The 17,723-nt window shown below is 46.9% G+C and carries 32 protein-coding genes; 29 read left to right on the forward strand and 3 right to left on the reverse strand.

The features are described from left to right. Positions 1-155 precede the first annotated feature (155 nt). From EAO37_RS03745 to EAO37_RS03755, 3 genes are read right to left on the reverse strand one after another with little or no spacing between them, the layout of a single operon-like run. Positions 156-1,439, reverse strand: coding sequence for a 2,3,4,5-tetrahydropyridine-2,6-carboxylate N-succinyltransferase (locus EAO37_RS03745; protein ID WP_120951631.1), 1,284 nt, complete (start codon positions 1,437-1,439; stop codon positions 156-158). Continuing rightward, the gene (gene ispG / locus EAO37_RS03750) at positions 1,426-2,511 is read right to left on the reverse strand and encodes a flavodoxin-dependent (E)-4-hydroxy-3-methylbut-2-enyl-diphosphate synthase (protein ID WP_120951634.1); all 1,086 of its coding nucleotides are present in this window, start codon (positions 2,509-2,511) and stop codon (positions 1,426-1,428) included. Before ispG ends, EAO37_RS03745 begins: the two co-directional genes overlap by 14 nt. A gap of 31 nt (positions 2,512-2,542) precedes the next feature. Continuing rightward, positions 2,543-3,613, reverse strand: coding sequence for an ATP-binding protein (locus EAO37_RS03755; RefSeq protein ID WP_120951637.1), 1,071 nt, complete (start codon positions 3,611-3,613; stop codon positions 2,543-2,545). 132 nt (positions 3,614-3,745) lie between these two features. Here EAO37_RS03755 and rpsJ point away from each other — a divergent pair, with 132 nt between their 5' ends. The 29 genes from rpsJ (at position 3,746) to rplQ (ending at position 17,334) form a co-directional block, all read left to right on the forward strand. Next, entirely contained in the window at positions 3,746-4,060 is a 315-nt protein-coding gene (gene rpsJ, locus EAO37_RS03760) for a 30S ribosomal protein S10 (RefSeq protein WP_120945493.1), read from the forward strand. Between the two features lie 9 nt (positions 4,061-4,069). Further along, a complete protein-coding gene (gene rplC / locus EAO37_RS03765) occupies positions 4,070-4,642 on the forward strand; it encodes a 50S ribosomal protein L3 (protein WP_120951640.1) in 573 nt (190 codons plus the stop codon). An 11-nt stretch (positions 4,643-4,653) separates the two neighbouring features. Beyond that, on the forward strand, positions 4,654-5,262 hold the full coding sequence (gene rplD / locus EAO37_RS03770) for a 50S ribosomal protein L4 (RefSeq protein ID WP_120951643.1): 609 nt from the start codon (positions 4,654-4,656) through the stop codon (positions 5,260-5,262). Between the two features lie 10 nt (positions 5,263-5,272). Beyond that, positions 5,273-5,554 carry a 50S ribosomal protein L23 gene (locus EAO37_RS03775; RefSeq protein ID WP_120945487.1) on the forward strand — a complete coding sequence of 94 codons (282 nt, stop codon included), beginning with the start codon at positions 5,273-5,275 and terminating at the stop codon, positions 5,552-5,554. 9 nt (positions 5,555-5,563) lie between these two features. Beyond that, positions 5,564-6,394 carry a 50S ribosomal protein L2 gene (gene rplB, locus EAO37_RS03780; RefSeq protein WP_120945485.1) on the forward strand — a complete coding sequence of 277 codons (831 nt, stop codon included), beginning with the start codon at positions 5,564-5,566 and terminating at the stop codon, positions 6,392-6,394. Between the two features lie 2 nt (positions 6,395-6,396). Then, a complete protein-coding gene (gene rpsS / locus EAO37_RS03785) occupies positions 6,397-6,678 on the forward strand; it encodes a 30S ribosomal protein S19 (protein ID WP_120945483.1) in 282 nt (93 codons plus the stop codon). Positions 6,679-6,708: 30 nt separating this feature from the next. Continuing rightward, positions 6,709-7,038 carry a 50S ribosomal protein L22 gene (gene rplV, locus EAO37_RS03790; RefSeq protein ID WP_120945481.1) on the forward strand — a complete coding sequence of 110 codons (330 nt, stop codon included), beginning with the start codon at positions 6,709-6,711 and terminating at the stop codon, positions 7,036-7,038. Further along, entirely contained in the window at positions 7,039-7,743 is a 705-nt protein-coding gene (gene rpsC, locus EAO37_RS03795; RefSeq protein WP_120945479.1) for a 30S ribosomal protein S3, read from the forward strand. 2 nt (positions 7,744-7,745) lie between these two features. Next, the gene (rplP, locus tag EAO37_RS03800) at positions 7,746-8,171 is read left to right on the forward strand and encodes a 50S ribosomal protein L16 (protein WP_120945477.1); all 426 of its coding nucleotides are present in this window, start codon (positions 7,746-7,748) and stop codon (positions 8,169-8,171) included. Further along, positions 8,158-8,370, forward strand: a complete 213-nt coding sequence (gene rpmC / locus EAO37_RS03805) for a 50S ribosomal protein L29 (RefSeq protein ID WP_120951646.1) — start codon at positions 8,158-8,160, stop codon at positions 8,368-8,370. The genes rplP and rpmC overlap by 14 nt, the downstream gene beginning before the upstream one ends. 3 nt (positions 8,371-8,373) lie before the next feature. Then, positions 8,374-8,637: a 30S ribosomal protein S17 gene (gene rpsQ, locus EAO37_RS03810; RefSeq protein WP_120951649.1), complete on the forward strand. Its 264-nt coding sequence runs from the start codon at positions 8,374-8,376 to the stop codon at positions 8,635-8,637. Next, entirely contained in the window at positions 8,634-9,002 is a 369-nt protein-coding gene (rplN, locus tag EAO37_RS03815; protein ID WP_120945471.1) for a 50S ribosomal protein L14, read from the forward strand. Before rpsQ ends, rplN begins: the two co-directional genes overlap by 4 nt. Then, complete coding sequence (gene rplX, locus EAO37_RS03820; protein ID WP_120945469.1) at positions 9,002-9,229, forward strand: 50S ribosomal protein L24; 228 nt, start codon at positions 9,002-9,004, stop codon at positions 9,227-9,229. Before rplN ends, rplX begins: the two co-directional genes overlap by 1 nt. A 5-nt stretch (positions 9,230-9,234) precedes the next feature. Continuing rightward, a complete protein-coding gene (gene rplE, locus EAO37_RS03825) occupies positions 9,235-9,780 on the forward strand; it encodes a 50S ribosomal protein L5 (protein WP_120945467.1) in 546 nt (181 codons plus the stop codon). Continuing rightward, on the forward strand, positions 9,780-9,965 hold the full coding sequence (locus EAO37_RS03830; RefSeq protein ID WP_120945465.1) for a type Z 30S ribosomal protein S14: 186 nt from the start codon (positions 9,780-9,782) through the stop codon (positions 9,963-9,965). The genes rplE and EAO37_RS03830 overlap by 1 nt, the downstream gene beginning before the upstream one ends. Before the next feature lie 9 nt (positions 9,966-9,974). Beyond that, on the forward strand, positions 9,975-10,370 hold the full coding sequence (rpsH, locus tag EAO37_RS03835; protein ID WP_120945463.1) for a 30S ribosomal protein S8: 396 nt from the start codon (positions 9,975-9,977) through the stop codon (positions 10,368-10,370). A 9-nt stretch (positions 10,371-10,379) separates the two neighbouring features. After that, entirely contained in the window at positions 10,380-10,916 is a 537-nt protein-coding gene (gene rplF / locus EAO37_RS03840; protein ID WP_120945461.1) for a 50S ribosomal protein L6, read from the forward strand. A 9-nt stretch (positions 10,917-10,925) separates the two neighbouring features. Beyond that, entirely contained in the window at positions 10,926-11,282 is a 357-nt protein-coding gene (rplR, locus tag EAO37_RS03845) for a 50S ribosomal protein L18 (RefSeq protein WP_120951652.1), read from the forward strand. Positions 11,283-11,290: 8 nt separating this feature from the next. Continuing rightward, on the forward strand, positions 11,291-11,731 hold the full coding sequence (gene rpsE, locus EAO37_RS03850) for a 30S ribosomal protein S5 (RefSeq protein ID WP_120945457.1): 441 nt from the start codon (positions 11,291-11,293) through the stop codon (positions 11,729-11,731). An 8-nt stretch (positions 11,732-11,739) separates the two neighbouring features. Then, entirely contained in the window at positions 11,740-12,144 is a 405-nt protein-coding gene (gene rplO / locus EAO37_RS03855; protein WP_120951655.1) for a 50S ribosomal protein L15, read from the forward strand. After that, the gene (secY, locus tag EAO37_RS03860; protein WP_120951658.1) at positions 12,141-13,400 is read left to right on the forward strand and encodes a preprotein translocase subunit SecY; all 1,260 of its coding nucleotides are present in this window, start codon (positions 12,141-12,143) and stop codon (positions 13,398-13,400) included. Before rplO ends, secY begins: the two co-directional genes overlap by 4 nt. Further along, a complete protein-coding gene (map, locus tag EAO37_RS03865; RefSeq protein WP_120951661.1) occupies positions 13,400-14,161 on the forward strand; it encodes a type I methionyl aminopeptidase in 762 nt (253 codons plus the stop codon). Before secY ends, map begins: the two co-directional genes overlap by 1 nt. Beyond that, on the forward strand, positions 14,161-14,379 hold the full coding sequence (gene infA / locus EAO37_RS03870) for a translation initiation factor IF-1 (protein WP_104752187.1): 219 nt from the start codon (positions 14,161-14,163) through the stop codon (positions 14,377-14,379). Before map ends, infA begins: the two co-directional genes overlap by 1 nt. 65 nt (positions 14,380-14,444) lie before the next feature. Continuing rightward, on the forward strand, positions 14,445-14,558 hold the full coding sequence (rpmJ, locus tag EAO37_RS03875) for a 50S ribosomal protein L36 (protein ID WP_013469758.1): 114 nt from the start codon (positions 14,445-14,447) through the stop codon (positions 14,556-14,558). A 2-nt stretch (positions 14,559-14,560) separates the two neighbouring features. Beyond that, positions 14,561-14,923 carry a 30S ribosomal protein S13 gene (gene rpsM, locus EAO37_RS03880; protein ID WP_120945449.1) on the forward strand — a complete coding sequence of 121 codons (363 nt, stop codon included), beginning with the start codon at positions 14,561-14,563 and terminating at the stop codon, positions 14,921-14,923. A 9-nt stretch (positions 14,924-14,932) separates the two neighbouring features. Next, positions 14,933-15,325 (forward strand): 30S ribosomal protein S11, encoded by a 393-nt coding sequence (rpsK, locus tag EAO37_RS03885; protein WP_120951664.1) that lies wholly within the window; start codon positions 14,933-14,935, stop codon positions 15,323-15,325. A gap of 9 nt (positions 15,326-15,334) precedes the next feature. Then, positions 15,335-15,961 carry a 30S ribosomal protein S4 gene (rpsD, locus tag EAO37_RS03890; protein ID WP_120951667.1) on the forward strand — a complete coding sequence of 209 codons (627 nt, stop codon included), beginning with the start codon at positions 15,335-15,337 and terminating at the stop codon, positions 15,959-15,961. Between the two features lie 12 nt (positions 15,962-15,973). Further along, positions 15,974-16,984, forward strand: coding sequence for a DNA-directed RNA polymerase subunit alpha (locus tag EAO37_RS03895; RefSeq protein WP_120945443.1), 1,011 nt, complete (start codon positions 15,974-15,976; stop codon positions 16,982-16,984). Next, positions 16,984-17,334, forward strand: coding sequence for a 50S ribosomal protein L17 (gene rplQ / locus EAO37_RS03900; RefSeq protein WP_120945441.1), 351 nt, complete (start codon positions 16,984-16,986; stop codon positions 17,332-17,334). The genes EAO37_RS03895 and rplQ overlap by 1 nt, the downstream gene beginning before the upstream one ends. Positions 17,335-17,723 lie beyond the last annotated feature (389 nt).

The following is a 17,723-nucleotide window of genomic DNA, read 5'->3' on the forward strand; positions in this document are numbered from 1 at the left end:
GGGGCAAAGGGGGAGCTACCGGGGGGGTTTGGCTGGGGGTAGGATCAGCCCCATAGAGAAAAAGCGCACAAGCCAAATAGCCCAACCACGCCTTGAAAACCCACGCCTTCATGCAAACCCCTTAGATGACTTCAAGTCCCCATTTTAACATAAAACTAGCGGTGTAAACTTTCATTGAGGGCGATCTTGCGCACGCTTCTTAGGGCAAGCATTTTCCCACTCTGACTCTCCTGTCTAAAATGCAAGCCGTGTAACCCGGAAAGTTCTTTGCCCTTGTAAAGACCCTCAGGCTTGGGGGTGAAATGGGGGTTAATTTTCTGGAGTTCCTGCGCGCTCTTAGGGTTGATCTCAAAAATAGTTCCTGCTAATATCCCGATTCCCGCGTCCACAATGCAACCATCTCCCAAGCTAATGCCCAGCACGCAATTAGCTCCCAGCAGGCAATTTTTACCAATGCTAATGGGCTGGCTATTGCCCCCAGAGAGCACGCCTAGCACACTCGCCCCCCCGCCAATGTCTGTTCCCTCCCCTACCAACACAGAGGAGCTAATGCGTCCCTCATTCATGCAAGCCCCCTCCACGCCGGCATTGAAATTAATATAACTAGCTCCGGGCATTTGGGTATAACCCCCCTTGCCCAAATACGCCCCAAAGCGCGTTTTTGCGCTGTCTAGCAGACGGATACTATCTACTTGAGGCAAGACTTGCATCAAGTAGCGGGGGAATTTGTCTATGAAATCAATGCAGGGGTATTGATCTTGCATTTTCAAAGTGATTTCTTCTTCTCTGAGCCACTCTAATTCATAGGCACTATTACCGCTCCAAGCCACATTGGGTAGGAGGGAGAAAATGCCCTCTAAATTCAAAGAACGCAAAGGGGCTTTACCCAAAGAGAGGGCTAGCAATTTCATGTAAGCACTCTCCAAGCTAGCACAAGGTTTATCCTCATAGATCACCACCAAGTGGTAATTGTGGTGGTAGTGCGTGGCTAGAGTTGGGGTGTGCTCTCTGGTGGCGATCTCACAACTAGGATGCACCTCGTGCACCTTAGTAGTGTAGAGTTGATGGCGATCCAGCGCGCGGGCTAATTCTAAAACCACCTTGATATTCTTGTGGCTATTTTTATTGTGCAACACCTCTTGCAAAAAAGGGGCGTAGAGTTCTAGAGCTTTGTAAATAAAGTCTTTATCAATCCCATAAACCACCTCGCTAATCTTACCCTCTTCTTGCGCGTATAAGGGGCTAGCGTGCTTAATAGCCTCCATGAAAACCGCATAAGAACCCAAGCACTCCTCACCCCAATTTAAAACCGGAAAGGTGGCACATAGGGGTTTAGCGCTCTTTTGCCCGCGCGCGATCTTAGCGATCCCAAAGGCTAGGGGTTTTCTGTAGTTAGGGGAGTTTTGATAATCGCTCACAAATAGTTTAAATTTCTGCATATATATCCTCTTTTTGTTTTTCTAGAGCAAGATTTTGCACTTCGCTGACAAAGGTTTCTAATAACTGATCTTCGGGCAGTTTGTGGATCACTTTGCCTTTTTTGATGATAAGTCCGCTTTTTTTGCCAAAGGCGATCGCGATGTCAGCGTGTTTGGCTTCGCCTAAGGCATTGACCACACAGCCCATCACACTCACATCTAAAGGGATTTTGACATGGGCTAGGCGTTGCTCCACTTGACTCATCAAAGCCACTAGGTCGGACTCAATACGCCCACAGGTGGGACAAGAGATAAAGGTAATGCCCTCTTTTTGCCGCCCGCTGTAGCGCAAAATCGCCTTAGCCACGCGAATCTCTTCTTCTAACTCCCCAGTGATAGAGACACGAATCGTATCTCCAATCCCCTCACGCAATAACTGCCCCAAAGCCATCGCGCTTTTAATGCTGGAGTGAAACAAGCTCCCCGCCTCCGTAACCCCCAAATGAAAAGGGTAGGGCACTAGGGGGCGCAGCTGCTGGTAGGCTAGAATGGTGCGCTCTACATCACTAGCTTTTAGCGACACCTTGATATTGTTAAAGCCCGCATCCTCTAAGAGTTTGATATTATAAAGGGCAGATTGCACCATCCCTTCAGGGGTCGCCCCGTATTTGATTTCAAATTGTTTTTCTAAGCTCCCCCCATTGATCCCAATACGAATGGGCAAATTACGCGCGTTGCAACTCTGAGCGACCGCCTTGATTTTCTCATGCGATCCAATATTGCCCGGGTTGATGCGGATTGCATCCACGCTCTCAGCGGCGATCAAAGCAAATTGGTGATGAAAATGAATATCCGCAATGAGGGGCAAGCAAGAGAGCTTTTTTAACTCTTTGAGCGCGAGCGCGTCCTTTTTATGGGGCACAGCCACGCGCACTAAATCCGCCCCGGCTAATTTCAAGCGATCGATCTGGCTCTTAGTCGCTGTAATGTCGTGCGTTTTGCTAAAGGTCATGCTTTGGGTGCTAATGGGGGCATTACCCCCAATGGCTACAGACCCAATAGAAATTTGTTTGGTTGGCACACGCGGGCGCAAAAGACATCCTTAACTTTTTGGGGCATTATAGCTAATTTGCCCCTAGGGTGGGCAAAATTTCTAAGACAAAGTGGCTAAAGCTGCAAGCGTGGTAGGGCAATGTGCCCACCTTGCCAAGTTTTTCAAAATTGATCGTGATGATAAAGAGATGTTTAGGAGGGGTGAGTTTTAAAAGAGAGGTAAGTTTGTGATCTAGGTGTTCTTGGGAGGGGAAGGCTAGAGGGAAAAAGTAAAAAGAGTGGGCGATTAAAAAGGGGTGTTGGTAGTAAAGTTGCTTGAAGTGGCGCATTAACTCTAGGGCAACCATGTTTTCAAAGATACAGGGGAGGTGGTGGGTGGGGGTTAGAGCGTAGGGCAGGGCGAAGTTACCAAAATAGAGTTTGCGTGGTTTTGTGGGAGCGTTGTAGTGGGGAATAAGAAAAATACTCTGACTCTCTTGCAAGAAATGCATGAAAGCATAAAAGGTGTCCTTAGAGAGTTTGAGAGTTTTTTTAAGCTGGGTATAGAGATGATGCGTGGTGATATTTAAGGCTTGGAAGCGCAACAGGGCTTTAAAAAGGGGGAATTGCGTCCCCAAGAAGAGTTTATAAATCTCTTGGGTGCGGTAGAGATTTTGAGAGGGATTCAAGTGCAAGGTAGCCGGGCAATTACCCGCTTTGAGAAAGCGCGCAAATAGGGAACTTAGGGCTTCGCCCTTGTGGGCTTGCATGTATTGCGTGAAACTCAATGGCGAAATCGCTTGTGCGCTAAAACCCTGGGGCAGGGGTGTGGGGGTAAATTGGATCAAAATAGTGCGTGCCAAAGGGGGTAAACGAAGGTCTCTAGGGCAGTGCTTGGCGATCAAAATATCCATTTTGTTTTCCAAATAGAGCTTTAAAAGCGCGTCCTCAAGCTGGGGCATTTCTAGACGCGTGTCATGTCCATCTACATAAATGGGGTGCTTGAAGCCTCGCGCTAGTCCCAACGCGCACACGCTCTTACCCACTTTAGCACTCCCATAGAGCAAGAGTTTAGCAGAAGTGGTGGCAAAAGACCTAGCTGGTGATTGGGCTAGGGCATGCTTAAAGCCCTCTTGCAAAATCGCATCTAACATGGTGTCCATTCTAGCATATTTTCCTTTTAATAAGGAAAATATTAGAGTAAGAAATGCCTAGAAATAGGCTTAGTGCTTGACTTGTGAACACTTTTTGTTTAAAATTGGAGCTTTTAATTTGAAAGCCCACAGAGAGGAAACATGGAAAAGATACGCTTGAAACTCAAGGCTTACGATCATAGGGTGTTGGATCGATCGGTGCTGGCGATTGTGGAGGCCGTGAAGCGATCGGGTTCAGAGATTAGGGGTCCCATTCCCCTACCCACGCGCAATAGACGCTACACCGTTTTACGATCCCCTCACATCAATAAAGATTCTCGAGAGCAATTTGAAATCCGCGTGCATAGCCGTTTGATTGACATTATGTCAGCTACGCCTGAAACTGTGGATAGCTTGATGAAATTGGATTTAGCCCCTGAGGTGGATGTAGAAGTAACTTCCATAGAGGGTAAGTAAAGGATACAGATGGAATATTTGGTGCAAAAAATTGGCATGAGTAGGGTTGTGGGGACGCAGAGTATGGCAGTAACCCTACTCAAAGTCCTAGATAGCAAGGTGTGTGAAATCAAGGATAAGCAGGTTTTAGTCGCCTATCCCTTGCACAAGACCCACAATAAGGCTATTGCTGGGCAACAGAAAAAATACAATTTAAGCAAGGAATTTAACCATTTTGCCACTCTTAACGCCCAAGTAGCCCAGTTGGGCGATCTACCTCTAGAGCCCTTAGAAGATGCCAAGCGCGTTAAGGCGACTTTTTACACTAAGGGGCGCGGGTTTAGTGGCGCGATGAAGCGTTGGAATTTTCAAGGCGGACCTGCCGCGCACGGAAGCCGTTTTCACCGCCGTTTGGGCTCTATTGGGAATAGAGAGTGGCCCGGACGCGTGCAAAAGGGCAAGAAAATGGCAGGGCATTATGGGAATGAAAAAGTAACCTGCCACAATGAGGTGCTCTCTTTTGATAAAGAAAGTAAAATTTTGGTGTTAAAAGGTTCTGTGGTAGGTTATGCCGGAGCCTATGGCAGGATCGCCATTAAATAGAAAGGGAGAGCATGAAAGCAAGAGTGTTGGATCGAAAATGCCAGCAGATAGGGGAATTAGACCTGCCCGCGCGCTTTAAAGAGATTAAAGAGCACAATTTGTATCTGTATGTCAAATATTACCGCGCCCAAGCTAGGGCTAATAACGCGCAAACTAAAAATCGTGGCGCAGTGAGTGGGGGGGGTAGAAAACCTTGGAATCAAAAAGGTGGGGGGCGTGCACGCGCTGGGAGTATCACTTCTCCTATCTTTGTGGGCGGTGGCGTGTCCCACGGAGCCACTAACGCGCGCAATTATGATCTCAAGATCAACAAAAAGCAGAAAAAACTGGCTCTAGAATACGCCTTAGGACAAAAGGCGTTAGCAGAGAAATTGCTCGTGGTAGATAAGATCGATGTCCCTAGTCGCAAGACTAAGGACGCGCACGCGTTTTTGCAAAGCTTGCAACAAAGGGATGTGTTGGTGATCACACAACGCCTAGAGGAGCATAACTACCTAGCTTTTAGGAATTTACGCAACTGTTATGTAGTAGAAACAAGCGAAGTTGATGCCTATCTTGTTGCAACCTACAGCGCGGTTGTGGTGGAAAAAGCAGCGTTTGAGACGCTTGTAACAGCTTAAAGGAGAGTGCATGGCAGACATCACTGACATCAAATCCATTCTTTATACAGAAAAATCTTTATCCATGCAAGAAAGCGGGGTGATTGTAGTGCAAACCGCAATGGGGGTGAGCAAAAACCAACTCAAAGCTATCTTCAAAGATTACTTTGGGTTTGTGCCCCTAAAGATCAACGCGCTGAGGCAACAAGGGAAAATCAAACGCTTTAGGGGCAGATTGGGGCAACGCGTTGGCACGAAGAAATTCTATGTCAAGCTCCCTAAAGATGCCAATATCACCGCTTTGAGCGCATAAGGATAGAGCATGGCAATTAAAACTTACAAACCTTACACCCCCAGCCGCCGCTTTATGAGCGGTTTGGATTCTAAAGACATCAGCGCAAAACCCAGTGTCAAAAAGCTTCTTATCAAACTCCCCGCCCACGCGGGTAGAAACCACAGTGGCAAGATCACCAGCCGCCATAAAGAGGCGGGAGCTAAGAGGCTCTATCGCATCATCGATTTTAAACGCAATAAATTTGGCATAGAGGGCAAGGTGGCAACCATTGAATACGATCCTTACCGTAACGCCCGTATCGCCTTAGTGGTTTATCCCGATGGAGACAAACGCTATATTTTACAACCTAGTGGTTTGAAAGTGGGAGATGTGGTTGTAGCTGCAGAGGAGGGCTTAGACATTAAAGTGGGTTTTGCGATGAAACTTAGGAGTATCCCCATTGGGACCATCGTGCATAATATTGAGATGCACCCGGGAGCGGGCGGACAGCTGGCACGCAGTGCTGGGATGAGCGCGCAAATCATGGGTAGAGAGGGCAAATACACGATTTTGCGCATGCCCAGTGGTGAGATGCGTTACATCTTGAGCGAATGCATGGCAAGTATTGGTGTAGTGGGCAATGAGGATTTCATTAACACTAGCATTGGCAAAGCTGGGCGCAACCGCTATAAACGCGTGCGCCCCCAGACGCGCGGAAGTGCCATGAACCCAGTCGATCACCCCCATGGGGGTGGGGAGGGCAAAACTGGCTCTAGCGGACACCCCGTATCGCCATGGGGCATGCCCACTAAAGGCTATAAAACTAGACGCAAAAAAGCCAGCGATCGCCTGATTATTTCACGAAAGAAAGGTAAGTAGCGATGGGAAGGTCGATTAAAAAGGGTCCCTTTATTGATAAACACCTCATGGAAAAAACGCTCAAACACAAAGCCAAAAAAGACAATAAGCCCATTAAAACTTGGTCGCGCCGTAGCACCATTCTGCCCGAAATGATTGGTTTGACTTATAGCGTGCATAATGGCAGGATTTTTATCCCCGTTTATATCACAGAAAACCATGTTGGCTATAAATTAGGTGAATTTGCGCCCACACGCACTTTCAAAGGGCATAAGGGCACAGTGCAAAAGAAGATAGGCAAGTAGCATGGCACACTACCACACAAAGGAAAACAAATGAGCACGGCGTTACTTAGATACAGCAGGCTCTCGCCCACTAAGGCTAGGCTGTTAGCTAGACAAGTCCAGGGTATGAATGCAGAGTTAGCGATTGCGCGCTTGGAGTTCACCCCCAATAAAGCTGCTAGGCTTCTCTCTAGGGTGATTAGCGCGGCGGTCTATAATGGCGGGTATGATTCTAAATCTGTGTCTGTATTAAGTTGCCGTGTGGATGCAGGTCCCGTGCTCAAACGCCACATGCCCCGTGCTAGAGGCAGAGCTACAGCTATTAGAAAACCTACATCGCACATTTTAGTCAAAGTGGGCAAGCAAGGAGGGGAGAAGTAGATGGGTCAAAAGGTTAATCCAATTGGTTTGAGACTGGGGATCAATAGAAACTGGGCTTCTAGATGGTTTCCCGGAGCACAGGACACGGTGAGTAACATTGAAGAAGATTACAAAATCCGTAAATTCCTAAAAAAAGAACTCTATTATGCGGGGGTGAGTGAGATCGTCATCGAGCGCGCTGCTAAGAAATTGCGTATCACTGTGGTGGCTGCTAGACCCGGGCTTATCATCGGTAAAAAGGGCGTGGATATTGAAAAGATCAAACTCTCTTTGAAAGAGTTGATTAAGAAAGAAATCTCTGTGAATATCAAAGAGGTGAAACGCCCCCAAGCGGACGCACAGTTGTGTGCCGAGAATGTCGCCACCCAGCTAGAAAAACGCGTAGCTTTTAGACGCGCGATGAAAAAGGTCATGCAAACGGCTATGAAGTCTGGGGCGCGTGGCATTAAAGTGCGCGTTTCGGGGCGTTTAGCTGGGGCTGAGATCGCGCGCACAGAGTGGTATATGGAGGGGCGCGTGCCTTTGCACACTCTGCGGGCTAAAATCGATTATGGTTTTGCAGAAGCGATGACGGTTTATGGGATCATCGGGGTTAAAGTTTGGATCTTTAAAGGCGAGGTTTTGCAAAAAGGTATCCAAACAGAAAAACGCGAGGAAGAAAGCGAAGAGAGGGTAAATAGACGCCCTAGAAGAGGGAGAGAATAGCCATGTTGATGCCTAAGAAAACGAAATACCGCAAGCAGATGAAGGGCAGAAATCGGGGCAAATGTGCGCGCGGAGTCAAGCTTGCCTTTGGGGATATTGGAATCAAGGCTGTAGAACACGGGCGCATCGATTCGCGCCAAATTGAAGCCGCACGGGTAGCCATGACGCGCCATATTAAAAGAGCGGGGAAAGTGTGGATTCGCGTTTTCCCTGACAAGCCCTTGAGCGCTAAACCCTTAGAGACCCGGATGGGGAAGGGGAAGGGTTCTGTGGAAAAATGGGTGATGAATATCAAACCCGGGCGCATTGTTTATGAAATGCTAGGAATTGAGGAGAGTTTAGCTAGAGAGGCTTTAGCTTTAGCCCAGCGCAAGCTCCCCTTTAGGACAAAAATTGTAACCAAAGAGAGCGAAAATGAAATTTACTGAGCTAGAGGGCAAGGGCAGACAGGAGTTAGAGAAAATGCTGAAGGACAAAAAACTGGAGCTCTTTGAGTTGCGTGTCAAACTCAAGACCATGCAACTGAGCAACCCAAGCGAGATTAGAAAGACGCGCAAGAACATCGCGCGTATCCACACCGCTTTAAGCCAAATGAAGGCGGGTGTGCATTTGGTGGAAAAGAGGTAGAGTATGGAATCTAAACAACCCCACAAGCGCACCATTCAAGGGAGAGTGATCAATAAGATTGGTGCTTGTAGTGCCGTGATTTTAGTGGAGAGAAAAGTCTTGCATGCCAAATACCGCAAGATCGTCAAACGCTTTAAAAAATACACCATTGACGACAAGAAGAACGCATGCCAAGTGGGGGATTTTGTGAGCGCGGTGGAATGCAAGCCCGTTTCTAAAACCAAAACCTTTGCGCTGAAAGACATTTTGGTGAAAGGAGTTTCATGATACAGAGCTTTACAAGATTGGTCGTTGCGGATAATAGCGGGGGCAAAGAAATCATGTGCATTAAGGTTTTAGGAGGGAGTCATAAACGCTATGCGAGCGTGGGCGATGTGATTGTCGCTTCTGTGAAAAAAGCAATCCCCAATGGTAAAGTCAAAAAAGGGCAGGTAGTTAAGGCGGTGATCGTGCGCACCAAAAAAGAAGTGCAACGCCCTAATGGTTCGCTGATTCGCTTTGATGATAACGCTGCTGTGATCTTGGATGCCAAGCGCGACCCGGTAGGCACACGCATTTTTGGTCCTGTGAGTCGAGAAGTGCGTTATGCGAATTTTATGAAAATCATCTCGCTGGCTCCGGAGGTTCTCTAATGAAATGCAAAATTAAAAAAGACGACATGGTTAAAGTGATCGCCGGAGATGACAAGGGTAAGGTGGGCAAGGTGCTTGCCGTGTTCCCTAAGAAATCTCAACTTGTAGTAGAGGGTTGTAAATTGGTCAAAAAAGCCATCAAACCCACGGACGATAACCCTAAAGGTGGGCACACTTTTAAAGAGATGCCTATGCACATCTCCAATGTTAAAAAAGAGAAGGAGTAGGCGCGATGGACGGCTTGAAAAACTTCTATGAAAAAGAGGTAAAAAAGAAATTAGCAGAGGAGTTAGGGATCAAAAATCCCATGCTCTTGCCTAAGCTGGAAAAAATTGTGCTCAGTGTAGGGGCGGGGGATTATGCTAAAGACGCTAAGATCATGCAAAACATCGCCCAAACTCTTTCGCTCATCGCCGGACAAAAGGCAGTGATCACCAAAGCCAAAAAATCCGTAGCGGGCTTTAAAATCCGTGAAAATATGGCAGTGGGTGTAAAAGTAACGCTTAGAAATAGGGTTATGTTTAACTTTTTGGAGAAATTGATCGTGATCGCTCTGCCTAGAGTGAAAGACTTTAGAGGGGTGTCTAGGAATGGTTTTGATGGGCGGGGGAATTATGGTTTTGGTTTAAATGAGCAGTTAATTTTCCCGGAGGTGGTTTATGATGACATCATGGTAACCCATGGACTCAACATCGCCATCATCACTTCTACAAATAACGATAAGGAGGCATTTAAGTTGCTAGAGTTGCTCGGAATGCCCTTTGCAAAAGGGCGCTAATGGCTAAAAAATCAATGATTGCAAAAACCCACAGAAAGGCAAAGTTCAAGGCGCGCGCTTATACCCGTTGTAATATCTGTGGGAGACCTCGCTCTGTCTACAAAGACTTCGGTTTATGCCGGGTTTGCTTGAGGAAAATGGGCAGTGAGGGCTTGATTCCCGGTCTTAGAAAAGCTAGTTGGTAAGGGGTCGTCATGGTGAATGATATTGTTGCGGATTCTTTAACACGCATTCGGAACGCGAGTATGCGCCGTTTAGAGGTTACAGAGTTGTATTATGCCAAAATCGTGGTGTCTATCTTAGAAATTTTCAAAAATAAGGGTTTCATCGCTAATTACCAAGTGGTGCAAAAAGAAGGGAAAGACTTCATCTCTGTGGAATTGGCTTATGATGACAAGGGGCGTGCACTCATTAGTGAGATTAAACGCTTGAGCAAACCGGGGCGCAGACTCTACAAACAGGCTAGCGAACTCAAACGCTTTAAAAATGGGTATGGTGTGATTGTGGTCAGCACTTCTAAGGGCGTGATCACCAATGAGGAAGCTTACAAGCAAAATGTAGGCGGTGAGGTGCTTTGTAGCATTTGGTAGGAGTGTGGCATGTCAAGAATTGGTAAGAGAGTGATCAAAATCCCTAGCGGGGTGCAGGTGAGTGCAGAGGGGACTTGCTTGCATTTTAAGAACAATAAAACCAGCCAAACTTTAGAGACACACGGGCGTGTGGGGATTGTGCTAGAGGGCGATTCTTTGCGCTTTGAACCCATAGGAGAGGGCGCGCAGAGCAAGGCGTTTTGGGGGACTTACAACGCTTTGGCTAATAATATTGTGGTGGGACTAGACAAGGGCTTTAGCAAGACTCTAGAGATCAATGGCGTAGGCTATAAAGCGGCTTTAGGGCACAAGGTCTTAGAGCTCACTCTAGGTTTTAGCCATCCAGTCAAACACCCCATCCCTGAAGGCGTGGAGGTGGTAGTGGATAAAAACACCATCACCCTAAAAGGGAGCAATAAGCAACAAATCGGGCAGCTTGCCGCAGATATTCGTGCTTACCGCCCCCCTGAACCCTACAAGGGCAAGGGCATTAAATACAGTGATGAAGTGATTTTACGCAAAGCTGGTAAGACGGCTAAAAAATAAGGAGTGAGCATGACAGCAAGCATTTTAGCAAAGAAAAAACTCCAAAGAGCCAAGCGCAAAATGCGGGTGCGCTCTAAAGTTTTTGGCACGCAGGAGCGTCCCCGTGTGAGCATTTTTAGATCCAATAAACATCTTTACGCCCAAGCCATTGATGACAACGCGCACGCGACTTTAGCGCATGTAGATGGCAAAAAATTAGGGCTGGGGAAAAATGTAGAGGATAGCAAAAAACTCGCGCTCATCTTTGCGCAGAATCTCAAAGAGAAGGGTATTGATAAGGTGGTCTATGATCGTAACGGGTATTTATACCATGGCGTGGTGGCAGCTTTTGCAGACACCCTACGCGCCCAAGAAATCGCGCTTTAAGGATTAGCATGCAGATCAACAAAGAAGAGTTTTCAGAAGTGGTGGTGAATATCGGGCGCGTTACCAAAGTGGTCAAAGGCGGGCGGCGTTTTCGTTTTAACGCTTTGGTGGTTGTGGGCAATAAAAATGGGCTTGTGGGCTTTGGCTTGGGTAAGGCTAAGGAAGTGCCCGATGCGATCAAAAAGGCTATTGATGACGCGTTTAAAAACATCATTGAAGTCAAGATCAAGGGCACAACCATCGCCCATGACATCGAGTGCAAATACAATGCGAGTCGCATTTTGCTCAAACCTGCCTCTGAGGGGACGGGCGTGATCGCTGGAGGTTCGACACGCCCCATGATCGAGTTAGCCGGTATTAAGGATATTTTGACAAAATCTTTAGGGTCTAACAACCCCTATAATGTGGTGCGCGCTACCTTTGATGCGCTTTCTAAAATCAAGGGATAGGAGTTTTTATGGCATTGGAAAAATTACACTCCGCAAAGGGGAGTGTCAAGCACACCAAGCGCGTAGGTCGAGGGCAGGGCTCTGGAATGGGCAAGACTGCCACAAGGGGAGGTAAGGGACAAACTGCGCGCACAGGTTACAAACAAAAACGCGGGTTTGAAGGGGGGCAACAGCCCTTGCAACGCCGTTTGCCTAAGGTGGGCTTTAAAAGCCGCACTAGGGGGGTTGTGTATGCGATCAATGTGGAAAAGCACAAAGAGGTTTTTGAGTTGGAAACCTTGAGTTTGGAACTCATTAAAAAAGTGCATCCATTTCCCTCTTACATTGAGAAAGTTAAACTCATTGGGGCGGGAGCTAAGGAGCTTGCCTCTAAAATCCAAGATGAGAGAATTCGCACCAGCGACCAAAAATGACAAAAGCCATCGCCACCAAGATTTTTATCACCCTAGGGTATTTGTTTCTCTATAGGGTGCTAGCTTACATCCCCATTCCCGGGGTGGATCTAGCCGCCATTAAATCCTTTTTTGATAGCAATTCTAGCAACGCGCTAGGGCTTTTCAACATGTTTAGTGGGAATGCGGTTTCGCGCTTGAGCATTATTTCTTTGGGGATCATGCCCTATATCACGGCTTCTATTATTATGGAGCTTTTGAGCGCGACTTTTCCTAATTTGGCTAAGATGAAAAAAGAGCGCGATGGGATGCAAAAATACATGCAAATCGTGCGCTATGCGACTATTGGGATCACCATTATCCAAGCCATTAGTGTTTCCTTTGGCTTGCGTAGCATCGGACATGGTCCCAATGGGGCAATCATGGTATCCATGCAAACTTTTTTGATCTTGGCTACTTTTTCTATGCTCACGGGCACTATGCTTTTAATGTGGATTGGCGAGCAGATCACCCAAAGAGGTGTGGGTAATGGAATTAGCCTTATCATCTTTGCGGGCATTGTCTCTGGTATCCCCTCTGCCATTGCGGGGACTTTTAACTTGGTCAATACGGGGGTTATCAATATTTTAGTCTTAATTGGGATTGTGGCGATCGTCCTAGCAACTATCTTTGCAATCATCTATGTAGAACTGGCTGAAAGACGCATTCCCATTTCTTACGCCCGTAAGGTGATGATGCAAAACCAAAATAAGCGGATTATGAATTACATCCCCATTAAACTCAACTTAAGCGGAGTGATCCCTCCCATCTTTGCTTCTGCCTTGCTGGTTTTTCCCTCTACCATTTTGCAAGCCTCCTCCAATAAGATTTTACAGGCTGTTGCAGATTTTCTCAACCCGCATGGTTACGCCTACAATATCTTAATGTTTTTGCTCATTATCTTCTTTGCCTACTTTTATTCCTCCATTGTCTTTAACGCTAAAGACATCGCGGATAATTTAAAGCGCAATGGCGGATTTATCGCAGGGCTTAGACCCGGAGAGGGGACTTCAAATTTCTTAAACACCGTGGCTAGTCGCTTGACTTTTTGGGGCTCTTTGTATTTGGCAATTATCTCTACCCTGCCTTGGATTTTAGTCAAGGCGATGGGTGTGCCCTTTTATTTTGGGGGCACGGCGGTGCTCATTGTGGTGCAAGTAGCCATTGACACGATGAAAAAGATCGAGGCGCAGGTGTATATGAGCAAGTATAAAACCTTGAGCGCAGTGGGCTTTTGATGGCGATCGCCATCCGCAACTCTAAGGAGATTGAGGCTTTGCGCAGAGCGGGGGCTGTGGTGGGGCAAACTCTCGCATTATTGCGTGAAAAAATCCAAGTGGGCATGAGCTTGTTGGAGCTGGACGCTTTGGCTGAAGAACACCTCCATAAACTCAATGCAAAATCCGCTTTTAAAGGGTTGTATGGTTTTCCCAATGCGCTTTGCACCTCGCTTAACGAAGTGGCTATTCATGGCATTCCCACAGACTACAGATTACAAAGTGGGGACATTGTAGGCTTGGATTTGGGCGCACAAATGCAGGGGTGGTTTGGTGATGGAGCGATCACTTTAGGCGTGGGAGAGGTTGCCCAAGAGGATCAAGCTCTGATTGCTTGCGCTAAGGACACGCTTTATGAGGGGATTGCTTGCCTAGAGGTGGGGATGCGTTTTAAAGAGTTTAGCCATATTTTAGAAACTCTTATTAGACAAAAGGGCTTTGTGCCTTTAGAAAAATTTTGCGGGCATGGGATTGGGCGCAAGCCTCATGAAGAACCTTCTATCCCTAACTACCTAGAGCCCTCTAGTAAGCCCAATAGTGGTCCTAAGATCAAAGAGGGCATGGTGTTTTGTATAGAGCCTATGATCTGCCAAAAACAAGGGGAGCCTAGAATCTTGGCGGACAAGTGGAGTGTGGTGTCTGTGGATGGCTTGCGCACCAGCCATTATGAGCATACCATCGCGATGGTGGGCAAAAAGGCGCAAATTTTAACGGAGGCTTGATGGCAAAAGATGATGTGATAGAAGTAGATGGGAAAGTGATCGAGTGTTTGCCCAACGCCACTTTCAAGGTGGAATTAGACAATAAGCATATTGTGTTATGCCGCATTTCGGGGAAAATGCGCATGCACTATATCCGCATAGCCCTAGGCGATCGGGTGCGCTTAGAGCTCACGCCCTATAGCTTGGACAAGGGGCGGATCACCTTTCGCTACAAGTGATTTAAGTTAGTTCTAACCAAAGGTGGCTAGAATAGGGGTTTTGCCTAAAGACTTAAGGAGAGAAAATGAAAGTTAGACCCTCTGTAAAGAAAATGTGTGATAAATGCAAGGTCATTAAAAGGCGGGGTGTGATTCGCGTGATCTGCACCACCCCCAAACATAAACAAAGACAAGGATAGACATGGCAAGGATCGCAGGGGTTGATTTACCCAAGAAAAAACGCGTAGAATACGCCCTAACCTACATTTATGGCGTGGGCTTAAAGAGCTCTAGGGATATCTTACACAAGGTGGGGATCTCTTTGGATAAACGCGTGCATGAGCTCAGCGAGGATGAGATTTCTAGCATCACTAAGGCAATCCAAGCGGGCTATGTTGTGGAAGGGGATTTGCGCAAAAAAGTGCAGATGGATATTAAGGCGTTGATGGATTTGGGGAGTTATCGGGGTATTCGCCATCGCAAGGGCTTGCCCGTGCGCGGACAAACCACCAAAAACAACGCGCGCACCCGTAAGGGCAAAAAGAAAACCGTGGGTAGCAAGTAAGGAGAGTGCATGGCTAAACGCAGTGGCATTAAGAAAAAAATTGTCAAAAAGAATATCGCTAGGGGGGTGGTCTATATCGGGGCTTCTTTCAATAACACCAATATCACAATCACAGATGAGATGGGCAATGTGATTTGTTGGGCGACTGCTGGGGGCTTGGGTTTTAGAGGGTCTAAAAAATCCACTCCCTACGCTGCCCAGCAAGCCGTAGAGAGCGCGATGAGCAAAGCCAAAGAGCATGGCATTAAAGAAGTGGGGATCAAGGTGCAAGGTCCGGGGAGCGGGCGCGAGACAGCTATTAAGAGTGTGGGGAGCATTGAGGGAATCAAGGTGCTTTGGATCAAGGACATCACACCCCTGCCTCATAATGGTTGCCGTCCTCCCAAAAGAAGAAGAGTGTAAGGAGCGCACATGGCAAGATATAGAGGTGCAGTAGAGAAATTAGAGCGCCGTTTTGGGGTTTCTTTGTCCCTCAAGGGTGAGCGCCGTTTGAGTGGCAAGAGCGCGTTGGATAAACGCGCCTATGGTCCCGGGCAACACGGGCAAAGACGCGGAAAAATTTCAGACTATGGTTTGCAATTGCGCGAAAAGCAAAAAGCTAAGGCGATGTATGGCATTTCAGAAAAGCAGTTTCGCTCGATTTTTAGAGAGGCTAACCGCATGGAGGGCAACACGGGGGAAAATTTGGTGCGCTTGTTAGAGAGGCGTTTAGACAATGTGGTCTATCGCATGGGTTTTGCGACCACACGCTCTTTTGCGCGCCAACTTGTAACACACGGGCATATTCTAGTGGATGGCAAGCGCATGGACATCCCCTCTGCCTTCATTAAAAGCGGGCAAAAAATTGAGATCAAAGAAAAAAGTAAGGAAAATCCCCAAATCACACGCGCGGTAGAACTCACTAATCAGGTGGGGCTTGTGCCTTGGATCGATGTGGATAAGGACAAGAAGTTTGGCATCTTTACCCGTTATCCTGAAAGAGATGAAGTGAGTTTGCCTCTTGAAGAGAGATTGATTGTCGAACTCTATTCTAAATAGTAGGGGGGAAGCATGAAAGTGATTAAAGTAGCGCCACAAGTCCCCATGGATATTAGTGTAGAGAGGATTAGCGATCGGCATATCAGGGTTTGCGTTTCTGCCTTTGAAGCGGGCTATGCCATCACCCTAGCCCACCCCCTAAGACGGCTCTTGCTTTTAAGCTCTGTGGGCTACGCACCCATTGGAATCAAGGTTGAAGGGGCTAACCATGAATTCGACTCTTTGCGCGGGGTTTCTGAGGACATGACCTTGTTCATCGCTAATTTGAAAAATATCCGCCTGGTTGGCAAACACCTAGAGAACACCCAGAACGAACAAGTGGTGGTGCATTATGCTTTTAAGGGACCAGCCAAATTGAGCGGACGCGATTTGGAAAATGAAGAAATTGGCGTGATCGACCACGATGCCTATTTAGCCACGATTAATGAAGATGTGAACTTAGAGTTTTCTCTCATCGTGCAAAAGGGCATGGGCTATGTCCCCTCTGAGAGTATCCGGGGGCACATCACCAGCGGTTATATCCCCTTGGATGCGTATTTTACCCCTGTTAAAAGGGTGGTTTACAACATTGAAAACATGCTTGTAGATGGCAATCCCAATTTTGAAAAGCTCATCTTTGAGATTGAGAGTGATGGGCAAGTAGACCCCCAACGCGCTTTCCAAGACGCTATCAAAACCATGAACGCCCAAATGCATATTTTCAACACCAATATTGCCGATTGCAAGGGGAGTGCTCACCTAGAAGAAGGCTTGGAAAAAGACCTTGTGATGGAGATCGAAAGCTTGAGTTTGAGCGCGCGTTGTTTTAATTGCCTAGATAAAGTCGGGCTTAAATATGTGGGAGAATTGGTCTTGATGGACGCTTACGAACTCAAGAACATCAAGAATTTGGGTAAAAAATCCTACGATGAGATCGCCGAAAAACTAGAGGGGTTGGGTTACCCTGTGGGCGCGGATCTCGCACCAGATTTCAAGGCTTCCTTGCAAGCCAAGTTAGAGAAATTAAAACATGAGGAGCGTTAATGCGGCACAAGAATCGCTTTAGAAAATTAGGCAGGACCAGCGCGCACAGAAAGGCGTTGCTTAAAAACCTTGCCATTTCTCTCATTGAGCATGGGAAAATCCAAACTGGTGTATTCAAGGCAAAGGAATTACAATCCTACATTGAAAAGCTTGTCAGTGTGGCTAGAAAAGGGGATTTTAACGCGCATCGCCATGTGTTTTCTTATCTACAAGACAAACACGCCACCCACAAGCTAGTTACAGAATTAGCCCCTAAATACGCAACCCGCAATGGAGGTTATACCAGCATCCACAGAGTGGCTATTAGAAGAGGCGATGCCTCTGTAGTGGCCTCTATTGCTTTTGTTTAGCTCAAATAGGCGTGTTCTTAAATAAAGCTCAGGCGTGTGCTTTAGAATTAGGCTTTGGGCTTTAAGTGGACACATGGAGTGGTTTAAAAAGAGTGTGCGTGGTATTAGGGTGCTTTTGTTCCATAAATAACGATTCCACACCTCCACTCACAATGCATGTAAGAATTTGTGATATTCCCTGATACAGCAAAAGTCTTGTCTTTTTTGTGTTGTGGGACAGAGAATCAGCAATATATTTAAATTCGAGCTTTTGGTATAGAGTCAAATAATTGCCTCATATTGCCTGCTGGTTTTTAAAAGGGTGTTTGCGTCTTTCTATTCTCCGCGCAAAGAGTCCCCCTAAAAATGCACCATGCGAGGAATATGAAGCAACACAAGGTTACTTGCAC

This window comes from Helicobacter sp. L8, from assembly GCF_003660355.1.
In the GTDB taxonomy this organism is placed as follows: Bacteria; Campylobacterota; Campylobacteria; order Campylobacterales; family Helicobacteraceae; genus Helicobacter; species Helicobacter labacensis.

What these genes read in the sequence shown, in the direction of transcription:
- rplN (WP_120945471.1), top strand. Translation starts at nt 8,634, where the DNA reads ATGATACAGAGCTTTACAAGATTGGTCGTTGCGGATAATAGCGGGGGC.
- EAO37_RS03830 (WP_120945465.1), top strand. Translation starts at nt 9,780, where the DNA reads ATGGCTAAAAAATCAATGATTGCAAAAACCCACAGAAAGGCAAAGTTC.
- rplE (WP_120945467.1), top strand. Translation starts at nt 9,235, where the DNA reads ATGGACGGCTTGAAAAACTTCTATGAAAAAGAGGTAAAAAAGAAATTA.
- EAO37_RS03775 (WP_120945487.1), top strand. Translation starts at nt 5,273, where the DNA reads ATGGCAGACATCACTGACATCAAATCCATTCTTTATACAGAAAAATCT.
- EAO37_RS03895 (WP_120945443.1), top strand. Translation starts at nt 15,974, where the DNA reads ATGAAAGTGATTAAAGTAGCGCCACAAGTCCCCATGGATATTAGTGTA.
- EAO37_RS03745 (WP_120951631.1), bottom strand. Translation starts at nt 1,439, where the DNA reads ATGCAGAAATTTAAACTATTTGTGAGCGATTATCAAAACTCCCCTAAC.
- rpsQ (WP_120951649.1), top strand. Translation starts at nt 8,374, where the DNA reads ATGGAATCTAAACAACCCCACAAGCGCACCATTCAAGGGAGAGTGATC.
- rpsM (WP_120945449.1), top strand. Translation starts at nt 14,561, where the DNA reads ATGGCAAGGATCGCAGGGGTTGATTTACCCAAGAAAAAACGCGTAGAA.
- secY (WP_120951658.1), top strand. Translation starts at nt 12,141, where the DNA reads ATGACAAAAGCCATCGCCACCAAGATTTTTATCACCCTAGGGTATTTG.
- rpsH (WP_120945463.1), top strand. Translation starts at nt 9,975, where the DNA reads ATGGTGAATGATATTGTTGCGGATTCTTTAACACGCATTCGGAACGCG.
- map (WP_120951661.1), top strand. Translation starts at nt 13,400, where the DNA reads ATGGCGATCGCCATCCGCAACTCTAAGGAGATTGAGGCTTTGCGCAGA.
- rplF (WP_120945461.1), top strand. Translation starts at nt 10,380, where the DNA reads ATGTCAAGAATTGGTAAGAGAGTGATCAAAATCCCTAGCGGGGTGCAG.
- rplR (WP_120951652.1), top strand. Translation starts at nt 10,926, where the DNA reads ATGACAGCAAGCATTTTAGCAAAGAAAAAACTCCAAAGAGCCAAGCGC.
- rplC (WP_120951640.1), top strand. Translation starts at nt 4,070, where the DNA reads ATGGAATATTTGGTGCAAAAAATTGGCATGAGTAGGGTTGTGGGGACG.
- rplX (WP_120945469.1), top strand. Translation starts at nt 9,002, where the DNA reads ATGAAATGCAAAATTAAAAAAGACGACATGGTTAAAGTGATCGCCGGA.
- rpsS (WP_120945483.1), top strand. Translation starts at nt 6,397, where the DNA reads ATGGGAAGGTCGATTAAAAAGGGTCCCTTTATTGATAAACACCTCATG.
- rpmJ (WP_013469758.1), top strand. Translation starts at nt 14,445, where the DNA reads ATGAAAGTTAGACCCTCTGTAAAGAAAATGTGTGATAAATGCAAGGTC.
- rpsD (WP_120951667.1), top strand. Translation starts at nt 15,335, where the DNA reads ATGGCAAGATATAGAGGTGCAGTAGAGAAATTAGAGCGCCGTTTTGGG.
- rplQ (WP_120945441.1), top strand. Translation starts at nt 16,984, where the DNA reads ATGCGGCACAAGAATCGCTTTAGAAAATTAGGCAGGACCAGCGCGCAC.
- rpsJ (WP_120945493.1), top strand. Translation starts at nt 3,746, where the DNA reads ATGGAAAAGATACGCTTGAAACTCAAGGCTTACGATCATAGGGTGTTG.
- infA (WP_104752187.1), top strand. Translation starts at nt 14,161, where the DNA reads ATGGCAAAAGATGATGTGATAGAAGTAGATGGGAAAGTGATCGAGTGT.
- rplB (WP_120945485.1), top strand. Translation starts at nt 5,564, where the DNA reads ATGGCAATTAAAACTTACAAACCTTACACCCCCAGCCGCCGCTTTATG.
- rplO (WP_120951655.1), top strand. Translation starts at nt 11,740, where the DNA reads ATGGCATTGGAAAAATTACACTCCGCAAAGGGGAGTGTCAAGCACACC.
- rplD (WP_120951643.1), top strand. Translation starts at nt 4,654, where the DNA reads ATGAAAGCAAGAGTGTTGGATCGAAAATGCCAGCAGATAGGGGAATTA.
- rpsC (WP_120945479.1), top strand. Translation starts at nt 7,039, where the DNA reads ATGGGTCAAAAGGTTAATCCAATTGGTTTGAGACTGGGGATCAATAGA.
- rplV (WP_120945481.1), top strand. Translation starts at nt 6,709, where the DNA reads ATGAGCACGGCGTTACTTAGATACAGCAGGCTCTCGCCCACTAAGGCT.
- rpsE (WP_120945457.1), top strand. Translation starts at nt 11,291, where the DNA reads ATGCAGATCAACAAAGAAGAGTTTTCAGAAGTGGTGGTGAATATCGGG.
- rplP (WP_120945477.1), top strand. Translation starts at nt 7,746, where the DNA reads ATGTTGATGCCTAAGAAAACGAAATACCGCAAGCAGATGAAGGGCAGA.
- rpmC (WP_120951646.1), top strand. Translation starts at nt 8,158, where the DNA reads ATGAAATTTACTGAGCTAGAGGGCAAGGGCAGACAGGAGTTAGAGAAA.
- rpsK (WP_120951664.1), top strand. Translation starts at nt 14,933, where the DNA reads ATGGCTAAACGCAGTGGCATTAAGAAAAAAATTGTCAAAAAGAATATC.
- EAO37_RS03755 (WP_120951637.1), bottom strand. Translation starts at nt 3,613, where the DNA reads ATGGACACCATGTTAGATGCGATTTTGCAAGAGGGCTTTAAGCATGCC.